A 12992-nucleotide genomic window follows, 5' to 3' on the forward strand; every position below is an offset into this window, starting at 1 on the left:
GACAAGCTCGGCGATGCGGCGATAGGCCCGACTGAGCGTCAGTAGGGTCGGTCAGAGACGCCCTGGCACGGTTCCAGGGCGGCAGACGGTCGCGGTGCGCGAGAGGGTTGGGGGAACCTCGATGGCCGGGGTGAGCTTTGGGCTACTGGGTCCGATCAGGGTCTGGAGCGGCGGGGAAGATCTGGAGGTCGGGTCTCCGCAACAGCGGGGGGTGCTCGCCCTGCTGCTGCTGAGCGAGGGGCGTCAGGTTTCGCTCGACGAGATCGTGAGCGCGTTGTGGGGCCGCGAGGCGCCGCGCAGCGCCGTCGTGAGCACGCGTATCTACGTCTCCCGCCTGCGCCGGGTGCTGGCTGACGGCGGTTCGGCCGGGCTGGGCACCGAGGCGGGGATCAGGTCGGCGAGCCGGGGCTACCAGCTGGTCGTGGACCCCGGCGCGGTGGACGTGACGGTGTTCAGGCAGACCACCGCCGCCGCCAGGGAGGCCCGCGAGCAAGGGAAGATCGCGGAGGCCTCCCGGCTGCTGCGCGGCGCGCTGGCGCTGTGGCGCGGACCGGCGCTGGACGGGCTGAGCGGAGCCTTCTTCGAGGGCCGCCGCGCCTGGCTCGAACAGCTGCGCGCGTCAGCCGTCGAGGAGCGCTGGGCGATCGACATCGAGCGGGGCGACTGTGGCGAGGCGATCGCCGAACTGAGGCTCGCGACGGCGGCGGAGCCTTATCGCGAGCGGTTGTGGGAGTTGCTGATGTGGGCCCTCGACCGCGACGGCCGCCGCGAGGAGGCGCTGTCGGCCTACCGTCTGATCGCCCGGCTGCTGGACGACGATCTGGGCCTGGAACCCGGTCCCGGCCTGCGCAGGATGTACGCCCGGATCAGGACGGCGGCTGACACCTCACTCGTCTGAGCCGCTGCACCGGCCGGCACGTGCCGCACGCCGGCGGCGTTCCCGGCCTGTCAGCGCCGCGTCAGCTCGGTGACCACGGCCCGGGCGCCGGATGCCGGTGGGGTCACCGGCAGGGCGCCCTCATCGGGAAGACCTTTCCTCGAGAGTCTTCAGCATCCACGCGAGATCGGCCCGGGAGCTCACCCCCAGCTTGGGGAAGATCCGGTGCAGGTGGGTGCCGACAGTGCGGTGAGAAAGGTACAGCCGGTGCCCGATCTCCCGGTTCGTCAGCCCCTCTGCGGCCAGCTGCGCGATGTTCAGCTCGTGCGGCGTGAGCTTCTCCCGCGCGTCCGGGTCCCGGTTCGGGCTCGACTCCCCCGCGCTGCGCAGCTCCCGTCGTGCGCGCTCGCCCCATGCGGCCATACCGAGCGCGTCGAAGGTCTGCCTGGCGGTGCGCAGGTGCGTCCGGGATTCCGCGGCCCGGCGCTGCCGCCGCAACCATTCGCCGAACGCCAGATGGAGGCGTCCGCGTTCGGCGGGCCACCCGGTCAGGTCCGCCCGCAGCGCGGCCGTGAACAGCTTTTCCGCCTCCTCGTTCGGGGCGAGTACGGCGCGCGCGTAGCGCAGCCCGATGTGCAGCGCCGGTGACGGCGTCGACGCGGCCAGCGGTTCCAGGCCGTGCAGGATGTCCCGCATGGTGGCGGTCCGCCCGGCTCGCACGGCGGCCTCGGTGAGCTCCGCGAGGCAGTACGCGCGCAGGGCCAGCTGGTAGGCGGGGTCGGCGGGATCGAGAATCCTGCTCAGGGCGGCGAACGCGTCGTCGAAGCGTTCCTCGCTCATGGCCGCGAGCCCGCGCGCGAGCTGGACGGTGGCCAGGACGGGCCGGGCGCCGGCGGGAAGCGCGACCCGTTCGGCCTCGTCGGCGAGTGTTCCGGCCTGCCCGTGGTCGCCCCTCAACGCGGCGATCTCGGCCTGGACGGCCGTGGCCAGCCCGTACATGAACGGCTGCCCGGTCTCCTGGGCGAGCTTGGCGGCCTCCGCCGCGACCGGGACGGCCGTGGTCAGGTCACCGAGCCGGGCCCGGCTCCACGCCTGCACGGCCAGCGCCCGGGGAAGCAGCCCGAGCCGGCCCTGAGCACGCAGGCCGGGCGCGGCCGCCGCGGAGAAGCGGGCAGCCAGGTCGAACGCCCCGACCTGCAGGGCCGCGCTGCCCAGGTAGCGGTCGGTCTCAGGGGCGGCACCGGCCCCGCCGGCCAGTTCGCGCAGCAGGTCGAGCGCGATGCCGCCCCGCTCGAACGGCGCGACGTACGCGGCGACCGCGACCATGCGCGGGTCGTCGGCAGGAACGGGCAGCCGGTCGGCCACGCCCAGCAGCGAGCGGCGCGCGGCCGGACCTGGTTCGGACCAGAAGCAGCGCATGGCGGCGCCCCACAGGATCCGGACGGCCGGCTCCACCTCCCCGTCGGCTGCCACCGACGCGACCAGCTCGGCCAGCTCTGACACGCGGGAGACGTCCTCGCGCACCCCGTCCTCGAAGCCGCTGAGCAACCAGGCGGCGGTGGCCCGCCGGCGCGGCGACAGCTCGAGGGCCTGTGCGTCGCGCACCAGACGCTCGGCCGTGGCGCGGCTGCCGGATTCGACCGCGAGCTCGGCCGCGCTCAGCAGCCTGTGCGCCTTCCGGTCCTGCCCCTCGCTCAGCCGGGCCGCCTGCTCCAGCGCCGCGATCGCGGCGGCGACCCCGCCCCGGTGCCGGGCCCGGTCGGCCGCGCGGTCCAGCTCGGCCGCCACGCCCTCGTCGGCTCCGGCCGTCGCGGCGGCCCGGTGCCAGGCCCTGCGGTCCGGCTGCTCGTGCAGCGTCCCGGCGAGAGCCAGATGGGCCTGCCGGCGTTCGGCGAGCGTCGCAGCCGCCGCGATGGCCGACCGCATCAGGGGATGGCGGAACGTCACCGTGCCGATGGCGAGCTCGATCAACCGGACGTCGGCGGCCGGTGCGAGGATCTCCGGCTCGGCCGTCGACCCCAGGATCAGGCCCGTGGCCGCGAGCGTCTCGGCGACCGAATCGCTCTGGTTGAGCGCCGCGACCAGCAGGGCGGTGCGGGCCGTAGCCGGCAGGGCGGCTACCCGGGCGGTGAACGCCCGCTCGAGCCGCTCACTCAGCGGCAGCACCGGACCCGGCCCGCCCGGCGACGGCGCCAGGCCGTCGTGGTGTCCCAGGGCGGCCGGCAGTTCGGTCAGCGCCAGCGGGTTTCCCGCGGCCTCCTCCAGCAGCCGCACCCGGACCGCTGGGGTGAGGCCGGGGGCGATCGAGTCCAGGAGCTCGGTGGCGACCTCGTCGGAGAGCCTGTCAACGGGCATCGGGGACAGCCCGGCGTCCTGCACGTGCGCACGCTCGCCTTCACCTTCCCTGAGCGTCGCGACCATGACGACGGGCTCGGACTCGATCCGGCGCGCCACGAAGGCGAGGACGTCGGCGCTGGCGCGATCGAGCCAGTGCACGTCCTCGGCCACGACCAGCACCGGCCGGACGGCGGCCGCCTCGGCGAGCAGGGTCAGCGTGGCCAGGCCGACGAGGTAGGCGCTGGGTTCGGCCGCTTCGGCGAGGCCCAACGCGCCGCGCAGGGCGTCACGCTGCGTGACCGGCAGCGCGCCCACGCCCGCTCTGACCGGGTACAGCAGTTGGTGCAACCCGGCGTAAGCGAGGTGCTGCTCGGCCTCCACACCGGTCGTCGTCAGCACGCGCAGACCCGCGGTCGCCGCCGCGGAGACGGCCGCCGCCACGAGCGCGGACTTCCCGATGCCGGCCTCCCCCCGGATGAGAACGCCGCTGCCGCCTCCGGGGTCGTCGATGAGCTCGGCCAGGGCCTTCAGCTCGGCTTCCCGTCCGAAAAGCGGCATGGTGCGGCACTCCTACCTCGGTGTCCTCGGCTGTCTCCTCCCAGCCGTGCGCGACCCTATCGAAAGTGCCCGGATACGACGTTTCACCAGCGTTCGTCCATCGGGAGCCCGCGATGAGCGCCGGGCTTGACGCGCACCCCAGCTAGCATGGACCGGCAAGTCCAGTCTGGAGGGCGGTCATGCGCACGCTGACCCGCAAGGGAGCCGCGACGCGGCAGCGCATTCTCGAGGGCGCGGCAGCGCACATCCGCGAGCACGGCGTGGCCACCACGACGCTCGACGACGTGCTGGCCAGGACGGCGACGAGCAAGAGCCAGCTCTTCCACTACTTCCCTGGCGGCCGGGAGGAACTGCTGCAGGCCGTGGCCCGCCTCGAGGCCGACCGGGTGCTGGAGGACCAGCGGCCCCAGCTCGGCGACCTCACCTCCTGGCCCGCCTGGCAGTCGTGGCGCGACAAGGTCGTCGACCGCTACCGGCGGCAGGGCCGCCGGTGCCCGCTCAACTCCGTCACGTCACAGCTGGGCAGCCGCACGCCCGGCGCACAGGCCGTGGTCACCGAGCTGATGCACCGCTGGCAGGCCGAGATCGCCGCCGGCGTACGGCACATGCAGGACGCCGGCGAGATCGACCCGGGCCTGGACCCCGACCGCGCGGCGGCCGCCCTGCTCGCCGGCATCCAGGGCGGCGTGCTGATCCAGATGTCCACCGGCGAGACCGACCATCTGGAAGCCGCCCTGGACATGGGCATCGCCCACCTGCGTGCCGGCAAGCCTGCCTCGCCCTGACAGGGGCTCGGCCCCGGGGAGCGGCGGACGCGACCTGTCGCCCCGCCCGCCGTCCGGCCTGTTCGCGCTCACCACACCTGGGCGAAGCAGGCGAGGGCGACCGCCATCACGAGCACGGCCACCGACAACACTCTCATGGGATTCGACCTGGACACCTGGATGCTCCCTTCCGTGGTGAAGCCCGCCAAGCAGAACGCGGGACGACCGGGCGCGCCCATTTTCGTCACCGGTCTGACTGGTGACGATGCTCGCAGCATCTTTCGTCACCTGTCAAGACAGTGACGAATACAGGCGGTTTTTGGACTTGACAGTCCATTTTTCGATGCGCAAGCTGACGCGTGTTCGACCCGACGCCCTCGAATCCGCTTGCGAACGGAGTGGCACCCTCATGTCCATGGACCACTACTACCTGCTCGGACGTTCCGGACTGCGCGTCAGCCGGCTGGCGCTGGGCACGATGAATTTCGGCACCGGCGGTTTCCACGCCGCGTACGGCAAGACCGAGCAGGAGGCCCGCCCGATCTTCCGCCGCTATCTCGAAGCGGGCGGGAACCTCATCGACACCGCGGATTTCTACACCGCCGGCGAGAGCGAGACCATCCTCGGCAACCTCATCGCGGAAGCCAAGGTGCGCGACAGGATGGTGCTCACCACCAAGTTCACCAACAGCGTCGCCCCCGGGGATCCGAACGCGGGCGGCAACGGCCGCAAGCACATGATCAGCGCGGTCGAGGCGTCACTGCGCCGCCTGCGCACCGACTACATCGACCTCTTCCTGCTGCACACCTGGGACCGGATCACCCCCGTCGAGGAGGTCATGCGGACCTTCGACGACCTCACCAGGGCCGGGAAGACCCGCTACGCGGGCCTGTCCGACGTGCCCGGCTGGTACGCGGCGCGGGCCCAGACCCTCGCCGAGGCCCACTCCCTCGTACCGGTGGTCAGCCTGCAACTGCCCTACTCCCTCGTCGACCGGGCGATCGAACTCGAGCACGTCGCCATGGGGCAGAGCCTGGGACTCGGCATCACCGCATGGAGCCCGCTCGGCGGCGGCTTCCTCACCGGCAAGTACCGGAGCGCCGACCAGGGCTTGGCCGGGGACGGCCGGCTCAGCGGCGCGGGCTCCTCCGGGCACTCGTGGACAGAGCGGGACTGGCGGCTGCTGGCGGCGGTCGAGAGCGTCGCCGGCAAGCTCGGCGTGACGATGGCCCAGGTCGCGCTCAACTGGGTCGCCACCCAGCCAGGGGTCGCCTCGGCGATCGTCGGGGCGAGCAGCGCGGACCAGCTCGACGCCAACATGACGGCCCTCGACTTCGAGCTGCCGGCCGAGCTGCGCGCCGAGTTGGACGAGGCGAGTTCCGTGCCGCCCCCGTCGGTCTACCGGATGTTCACGCCGGACTATCAGAACTGGCTGGTCAGTCCGGGCGTCAAGGTCGGGGACAAGCCGGCCGGGTACGCTCCCGCCGTACGGAACTGGGCGTCCGAAAGCAGTGGTTGACGGGCTTCGCACGAACGCCTCCATGGCGCGCGCCGCCTCGGCGACGTGCTCGTGGCCCGTCACCGGGGCGCTGTCGTACAGGACGACGCCGACGAGCCGGTCGGGGCGCGTCAGGGCGTAGTGCCTGTTACGGGGTGCTCTGCTGGGCCAGGCCACCGCAGGTGAAGCCCGCCTCACGTTCGGGATCGAGCTGGATCTGACCGAGGTTGGTGGTCTCCATCGGCCGTCGGAGGGTCTCCAGCTTGTCGCAGTCGTACAGGAGGTACGTGCCGTCGCTCTCGCCCAGCAGCATCATCCAGCGGCCGTCGTAGAGCGGCTTGTCGTCCTCGGCGCTCTTGACCACCGCCCACTGGTCCTGGAAGCCGACGGCGTTCAGCAGTTCGTTGGCCTGGCCGCTGTTCTGGACCTCGATCGCGCCCTCGACCAGCCCCAGGATGAGCAGGAAGCCCAGGCCCACCCCGGTCATTCCACCGACGATCACCTTCGCCCCGGCGCGCCCGACCGGTTTGCGGCGCAGCAGCCGGAACGGAACCAGGAAGGCCAGCACGCCGAGCCCCACGGCGACGATCACCATGAAGAACAGATCCAGCTCCCCGAAAAGGCGAAAGATGCCCCAGTACGTCGCCCCGCACCACAGTGCGGCCAGCGCCGCGGCGATCCACGGCCGTTCCCGGATCCTCCGTACGAGCCTGCTCGCCGCACCGCGGGTCATCCTGTCGATCAGCCAGCACACGCCGACGACCACGCCGAGCAGCGGGAAGGCGGCCAGCAGGAGCAGAACTAGTGTGCTCGTCATACGGCCGAGCAGCACCGCCTGGTCGACGCCCACCTGCTGCGGGTTGACGCCGAAGACGGCGTACATCTGCTCGATGCCGATGTAGAGGACCGCGTAGAGCGCCACCGCGACCGGCACGACGACGGATCCGATGCGTTCGAGCAGTTCCAGGACACCGCCACTGTCCTCCCGCGCCACGGGGGTGTGGTCATCGGGAAGGGCCGGCGTCTCCGGCGGTTCGAGGGTTATGGGGTGACTCGACATGGCGCACGACCATAGGTGCCGGCTGCATGCGAACCGTTGACGACGCGTATGCGCCGAGGCCGGGCCCGCGCCGGCGCGGGCCGTACAGCCGCCGGTGGACGGCTCCTCGCCGGGCGGCGGCCCCCTCCTGAGCAGCCCTGCCATGGCCTGTATACGCGTCGTCGGCAGTTCGTGTGCAGGCGGCGCCTAGGGTCGCACCGGGGGCGGGCTTGCCCGGCCGCGCCGTACGGAAAGGAGACCCGTGACCGAGGTCTTCGCGGACGGCGAAGCGGCGGTGGACCCGGCGGTGGACCCGGCGGTGGACCCGGCGGTGGGCCACTCCTGCCGCTGCGGCGACGGTCACCGTTATGGGCCCAAAGTCCATTTTTGTCAGCGTGAGCTTGGCGGCCAACGGCTCTGGCCTGATCGCCATACCTGAAGAAGTGAGGGAAGCGTGGAGTCGCTCGTCTCGACAATGGTGGGCCGGGATGACGTCCAAGGAGAACTGTCGGCGTTCATGACGGCCACCGGGGGGCAGGCCCTCATCCTCAGAGGCGAGACCGGGGTCGGCAAGAGCGCCCTGCTCGACCACGTGGCCGGCCTCGCGGCCCCGGACAGCCACCGGGTGATTCGCGCCGCCGGGGTCGAGGCGGAGGTGGAGCTGCCCTTCGCCGGCCTGCACCAGCTGCTGTACTCGCTGCTGCCCCACGCGGCCGGGCTCGACGAAGGCCACCGTGCCGTCTTCGACGTCGTCTTCGGGCTGCGCGAGGGCAAGGCGCCGTCGGTCATGTCCCTCGGCATCGCCGTCCTCGACCTGCTGTCCTTGGCGGCGTCGGAGAAGCCGCTGCTGCTGTTGCTCGACGACGGTCAGTGGATGGACGCCTCCAGCGCCGAGGTGTGCGGGTTCGTGGGCCGCCGGCTCAGCGGCAGCTCCGTGAAGATGCTCATCGCCGTACGGTCCGACGTCGGCTCGCGGTTCGACACGGCCGCGCTTCCCGAGCTCCCGGTGGCGGCCCTGTCGGAGGAGGCGGCCGGGCACCTGCTGGACATGCGCCACCCGCAGCTCGACTCGCGGACGCGGCGCATCGTCCTGGAGCACGCCAGGGGCAACCCTCTGGCGCTGCTGGAACTGCCCGCCTACCTGAGCGGCTCCCACACCGGCCGCACGGCCGAGGAACTCCTCGGATTCGGCAACGTCCCGCTGTCGCGCCGTCTGCAGCACGTCTACGGCATCCGTATCGAACGCCTGGCCGGTGCCGTACGCGAGGAACTGCTGCGCGGCGCCCTCGACGGCGTCGGGGCGGGACCGGCCGGCAGCCACGCCCCCGGCGCCCGCTACCGCATGCGCGAGGCCGACGAAGCGGTCGCGGCCGGCCTCCTGGACACCGACCCCGCCACCGGCGACCTCGTCTTCCGGCACCCGCTGATCCGCACCACCGTCGTTCAGCTGGCGACACCCAACCAGCGCCGCGCGGCACACGCCGAGCTCGCGCGGGTGCACCGCGACGACGTCGAGCGGCGCGCCCGCCACCTGGCGGCCTCGATCGTGGATCCCGACGAGGAGGTGGCAGCCGCGTTGGAGGCCGCGGCCGACTCGGCGACCCGGCGCGGCGGCGCGGTAGCAGCCGTGGCCTGGCTGACCCGCGCGGCGGAGCTGAGCGAGAGCCCCGCCGACCGCTCCAGGCGGCTCGGCGACGCCGCCTTCATCGCCGGACACGCCGCGCTCCTGGACCAGGCGCAGAAACTCGTCCGCGCGGACCTGCCGCCGGGCGCGCGCGAGTCCCCCGCCACGGTCGTCACCTCGGCCTACGTGGCCCTGTACGAAGACGGCGACGTACGCTCCGCGCATCGCCAGGTCGCGGCGGCGATCGAGCGTCTGCGGGAAGACGGCGCGCACGAGCCCGCCGACGTGCTCACCCGGCTGGTGAACGTGCTGCTGGCCATCAGCCAGTACGCCGGCGACGCCGCGCTGTGGGACCGCACCGGGCAGCTCATGGACTCCCTGGGGGAGCGGGTCGACACCCGCTCGGCGATCTACCGCGACGCGTGGAGCGACGTCGTCCGGCACGGCGCGGGCGTGCACGAGCGCGTCGAGCGCGCGTTCGCCCGCCTCCCGGAGCTGGAACCGTGGGACGTCTCGCGCCTGGCCGTCGCCGCCTACCACGTCGACACGCTGCGCCGGTACCGCCCCTACCTGCAGCGCGCCGCCGACCGTGAGGCGCGAACCGGCGCCGTGGCCAGCGGCATGACCATGCTGCACCTGATCATGCTCGACCAGGTGGCCGCCGGCGAGTGGGACGACGCCGAACGGACGGGACAACGCGCGCTGGAGCTGACCACGTCCCACGGATACGCGCTGTTCGCCCACCACACCCGCGCCTACCTGGGGCTCCTGGCAGCCATGCGCGGCCAGGTCGAACGGGCCAGGGAGCTGCAGGCCGTCCTGGACGCCTGGGCCCGCCCGCGCGGCGTGGGATTCCTGACCCAGATCGCCGACGCCATCGGCACGGCGGCGTCCCTGAGCGAGGGCGACTACGAAGCCGCCTACCTGTACGCCATCGGCATCACGCCGCCGGGATCGTTCGAGCACTGCGCCCATCAGGCCTCACGCACGCTGCTCGACCTGGTCGAGGCCGCCGTGCACACGGGCCGGCTGGAGCAGGCCCGCCGGCACGCCCAGGCCGCCTCCGACGCCGGCCTGCCCGGCGTCTCCCCCCGGCTGGCCCTCATCACGTACGGCGCCCTGGCGATGACGGCCGCCGACGAGAAGGAGGCCGAGGACATGTACGCGCGGGCCGAAGCCCACCCGGCCGCGGCCGGTTTCCCGTTCGAGCTGGCGCGCATCCGCCTGGCCCACGGCCTCCGGCTCAGGCACACCCAGGGGCCCAAGACCGCACGGCCCGTCCTGGTCCGCGCCGCCGAGTCCTTCGAACGGCTCGGCGCCACCGGCTGGGCCGAACGCGCCCAGGCCGAGCTGCGCGCCTCGGGGGCACCCGCCCGGGCCTCGATGTCGTCCCTGACCGCGCTGACCTGGCAGGAACGCCGCATCGCCGAGCTGGCCGCGAGCGGGCTGACGAACAAGGAGATCGGCGAACGTATGCACCTGTCCCCGCGCACCGTCAGCTCCCATCTCTACCGCGTCTTCCCGAAACTGGGCATCACCTCGCGGGCCGCGCTGCGCGACGCTCTGGGCAAGGCCGGCGACGCGTGACCTCTCCTCACCCGCGCACCCCCAGCTCGGCGAGCCAGACCAGCACGTAGTCGGCGATCGCCCGCCAGCCGCTGTCGACGACCAGCGAATGGGCCCGGTCCGGGAACTGCTTGAGGCTGCTGACGGCCGTGGAGTCGCCGTACGACTTGTACACGGCCCGGGTGACGTGGTCGGGCACCAGCCGGTCCTCCTGCCCCGAGATCAGCAGCAGCGGGCCGCGGCCGGTGTTGCCGTGGTCCACGACCGCCCGGGGGTGCCGTACGGCGCCGCCGTGTCCCAGCTCGGCCAGCAGCCGGCGCGACCCGGGAACGACGTGGCGCTCGAACAGCTCGGCCGACTCCTGCTCGGTGACCGCGTTGGCGAACAGCCGCCGGAACCTCCCGGCGTCCATCGACACCGGCCACGGCTCCCCGAACTCCAGGGAGGTCGCGTGGCCGACCGGGGCGGGAGCGATGGCGACCGCGGCACGGCCCGCGTTCGTGCCGAGGAGGTGCTGCGCGATGAGCCCGCCCACCGAGTGGCCGACGATCACGGGCGGCGTGTCGAAGGAACGGACGATGCGCGCGTAGTGATCCGTGAGCGCGTCGAGCCCCAGCTCGTGGAGCGTCTCGGGATGCCGGCGGGCCTCGCCCACCGTGGCGGGCTCTCCTGGCCAGCCCGGCGCGCAGACGGCGAAACCGAAGCTGGAGAAGCGCTCGTTCCATGACTCCCACGACGACGCGTGGAGCCACGCGCCATGGATGAAGACGACGGGAGTGGGGTTCACGGATCCTCCGGGAAGGCTCAGAACCAGGTCGTACGGGCCGAGGTTCAGGATCGTCCAGATGCGCCTGGGCGGGAACAGTCGAATGACTCAAAGTTCCGGTCCGCCTTGCGTGGCTGGTCCGGCGCGGTCTGCCGGGACAGCGCGCTCCAGGCGCGCGTTTCGCGACGGCCGGTCACGAGTCTCACCGTCATGTGACTGATGTGCTGGATTTCCCTGCCCGAAACAGTGAGAGATGCCGCTTTTCCGCGACACGACACGGAGACTTCACATGATCGACAGGCGCGCTTTCGGCAAGACCGTCGGGTTGGCCGCCGCCTCACTTGCCGGTTTGCAGGCGTTCCCGGCCACCGCCACCACGCGTGCGGCGGCCCCGACGTTGCCGGCAATCACCCCCGGCACGCACACGTCCTTCGCCTCGCTGAAGCAGGTCAGGGCCGGGCTGCTGGACATCGGTTACGCCGAGGTGGGCCCCGCCCGTGGGCCCGTGGTCATCTGCCTGCACGGCTGGCCGTACGACATCCACAGCTTCGTCGACGTCGCTCCGCTGCTGGCGACGCAGGGCTACCGGGTGATCGTCCCCTACCTGCGCGGTCACGGCACGACGCGGTTCCTGTCGTCGAAGACGTTCCGCAATGCCCAGCAGTCGGCGATCGCGCTCGACATCATCGCCCTGATGGACGCCCTCAAGATCGACAAGGCGGTGCTCGCCGGCTTCGACTGGGGGTCCAGGACCGCCGACATCATCGCGGCCCTGTGGCCGCGGCGCTGCAAGGCCCTGGTGTCGGTGAGCGGCTACCTCATCACGAACCTCGAGGCCAACCGCACACCGCTGCCGCCGAAGGCCGAGTACGCCTGGTGGTACCAGTACTACTTCGCCACCGAGCGGGGCCGGCTGGCCATGGAGAACCCGGCCAAGCGCCACGACCTGACCCGGCTTGTCTGGGACACCGTCTCCCCGACGTGGGACTTCGACGACGCCACCTTCGAACGCACGGCCGCGGCCTTCGAGAACCCCGACTACGCCGCCATCGTGATCCACAACTACCGGTGGCGGCTGAGCCTGGCCGACGGGGAGCGCCGTTACGACGGTGTGGAGAAGCGGCTCGCCGTACGGCCGGCCATCAACGTGCCGACCATCACCCTGGACGCCGAGCGCGACCCCTTCACGGCGCCGCCGGGCGACGGCTCGTCGCACCGGAACATGTTCACCGGCCCCTACGAACACCGCACCCTGGAGGGCATCGGCCACAACCTGCCGCAGGAGGCACCCACGGCCTTCGCCCAGGCCGTGGTCGACGTGGACCGCTTCTGACCATCACCCGAAACACACCGACAGCCTGCCGGATGCGATCCGGCAGGCTGTCGGTGTGTTTCCGCTGGTTCCGTCAGACGGTCCGCGTCCGCGGCGAGCGGGCACGCCAGGCCAGCAGCCCGGCCTGGATGATGAAGAACACGCCGCCGCCGGTGGCATAGACCGACAGCACGTCGAGCGAGGCGTCGTCGCCGAGGGCCTGGATGTTGTAGAAGACGCCCACGAGGAACGACAGGCCACCCGCGATCAGCATCGGCCACTGCCTGCCCAGCTCCGGGCCGCGCCGCCGCAGCCCGACCAGCACCTGCGCCGCGCCGGAGACGACGGCCCAGGCACCGAACACGTGCAGCACCGCCGCCACCCCACCCGCCCCCGCCAGGCCGACGCCGACGGCGGCCAGCGTGCTGACCACCCCGTTGAACAGCGTCAGGCGGCGCTCCGATCCGTCCGGGAGCGCACGCAGGTCGATCAGCGACGACACCGCGTCGATCAGCGGATAGCCGACCAGCAGGGCGATCGCGGGGGCGTCGATGGGGTCGTGCGCCAGGGCGAACGCGGCGGCCCACGCCGCGGCCAGGACTCCGCGGCCCAGGTACAGCTTCAGCAGGGGTGACGCTTTCATGATGGGGG

The 12992-nt window shown here is 72.2% G+C and carries 10 protein-coding genes; 6 read left to right on the plus strand and 4 right to left on the minus strand.

What is annotated here, in order from left to right:
- Nucleotides 1-130: 130 nt before the first annotated feature.
- Nucleotides 131-898 (plus strand): AfsR/SARP family transcriptional regulator, encoded by a 768-nt coding sequence (locus ACWDLG_RS00955; protein ID WP_449914546.1) that lies wholly within the window; start codon nucleotides 131-133, stop codon nucleotides 896-898.
- A 120-nt stretch (nucleotides 899-1018) separates the two neighbouring features.
- On the opposite strand, the gene ACWDLG_RS00960 is transcribed toward ACWDLG_RS00955, so the two are convergent.
- Nucleotides 1019-3772 (minus strand): ATP-binding protein, encoded by a 2754-nt coding sequence (locus ACWDLG_RS00960; protein ID WP_449914549.1) that lies wholly within the window; start codon nucleotides 3770-3772, stop codon nucleotides 1019-1021.
- A 179-nt stretch (nucleotides 3773-3951) separates the two neighbouring features.
- On the opposite strand from ACWDLG_RS00960, the gene ACWDLG_RS00965 reads away from it, so the two are divergent.
- Both ACWDLG_RS00965 and ACWDLG_RS00970 read left to right on the plus strand, forming a co-directional pair.
- Nucleotides 3952-4557 (plus strand): TetR/AcrR family transcriptional regulator, encoded by a 606-nt coding sequence (locus tag ACWDLG_RS00965; RefSeq protein WP_449914552.1) that lies wholly within the window; start codon nucleotides 3952-3954, stop codon nucleotides 4555-4557.
- 394 nt (nucleotides 4558-4951) lie between these two features.
- Entirely contained in the window at nucleotides 4952-6055 is a 1104-nt protein-coding gene (locus ACWDLG_RS00970; RefSeq protein WP_449914554.1) for an aldo/keto reductase, read from the plus strand.
- A gap of 127 nt (nucleotides 6056-6182) precedes the next feature.
- Here the strand turns inward: ACWDLG_RS00970 and ACWDLG_RS00975 are convergent, their stop codons facing one another.
- Nucleotides 6183-7094 (minus strand): hypothetical protein, encoded by a 912-nt coding sequence (locus ACWDLG_RS00975; protein WP_449914557.1) that lies wholly within the window; start codon nucleotides 7092-7094, stop codon nucleotides 6183-6185.
- Nucleotides 7095-7335: 241 nt separating this feature from the next.
- Between ACWDLG_RS00975 and ACWDLG_RS00980 the strand changes: the two genes are divergently transcribed.
- Nucleotides 7336-7512 (plus strand): hypothetical protein, encoded by a 177-nt coding sequence (locus ACWDLG_RS00980; RefSeq protein ID WP_449914559.1) that lies wholly within the window; start codon nucleotides 7336-7338, stop codon nucleotides 7510-7512.
- A gap of 36 nt (nucleotides 7513-7548) precedes the next feature.
- Nucleotides 7549-10284 (plus strand): LuxR C-terminal-related transcriptional regulator, encoded by a 2736-nt coding sequence (locus ACWDLG_RS00985; protein ID WP_449916158.1) that lies wholly within the window; start codon nucleotides 7549-7551, stop codon nucleotides 10282-10284.
- Nucleotides 10285-10291: 7 nt separating this feature from the next.
- On the opposite strand, the gene ACWDLG_RS00990 is transcribed toward ACWDLG_RS00985, so the two are convergent.
- Complete coding sequence (locus ACWDLG_RS00990; RefSeq protein ID WP_449914561.1) at nucleotides 10292-11050, minus strand: alpha/beta hydrolase; 759 nt, start codon at nucleotides 11048-11050, stop codon at nucleotides 10292-10294.
- 268 nt (nucleotides 11051-11318) lie between these two features.
- Here ACWDLG_RS00990 and ACWDLG_RS00995 point away from each other — a divergent pair, with 268 nt between their 5' ends.
- Nucleotides 11319-12362 (plus strand): alpha/beta fold hydrolase, encoded by a 1044-nt coding sequence (locus ACWDLG_RS00995; RefSeq protein ID WP_449914563.1) that lies wholly within the window; start codon nucleotides 11319-11321, stop codon nucleotides 12360-12362.
- A gap of 73 nt (nucleotides 12363-12435) precedes the next feature.
- Here the strand turns inward: ACWDLG_RS00995 and ACWDLG_RS01000 are convergent, their stop codons facing one another.
- Complete coding sequence (locus tag ACWDLG_RS01000) at nucleotides 12436-12984, minus strand: hypothetical protein (RefSeq protein ID WP_449914565.1); 549 nt, start codon at nucleotides 12982-12984, stop codon at nucleotides 12436-12438.
- Nucleotides 12985-12992 lie beyond the last annotated feature (8 nt).

The sequence above is a fragment of the Nonomuraea sp. NPDC003727 genome (assembly GCF_053586935.1).

Coding starts and splice junctions, on each gene's coding strand:
- ACWDLG_RS00960 (WP_449914549.1), bottom strand. CDS start 3,772: ATGCCGCTTTTCGGACGGGAAGCCGAGCTGAAGGCCCTGGCCGAGCTC.
- ACWDLG_RS00965 (WP_449914552.1), top strand. CDS start 3,952: ATGCGCACGCTGACCCGCAAGGGAGCCGCGACGCGGCAGCGCATTCTC.
- ACWDLG_RS00970 (WP_449914554.1), top strand. CDS start 4,952: ATGGACCACTACTACCTGCTCGGACGTTCCGGACTGCGCGTCAGCCGG.
- ACWDLG_RS00975 (WP_449914557.1), bottom strand. CDS start 7,094: ATGTCGAGTCACCCCATAACCCTCGAACCGCCGGAGACGCCGGCCCTT.
- ACWDLG_RS00985 (WP_449916158.1), top strand. CDS start 7,549: ATGGTGGGCCGGGATGACGTCCAAGGAGAACTGTCGGCGTTCATGACG.
- ACWDLG_RS00995 (WP_449914563.1), top strand. CDS start 11,319: ATGATCGACAGGCGCGCTTTCGGCAAGACCGTCGGGTTGGCCGCCGCC.
- ACWDLG_RS01000 (WP_449914565.1), bottom strand. CDS start 12,984: ATGAAAGCGTCACCCCTGCTGAAGCTGTACCTGGGCCGCGGAGTCCTG.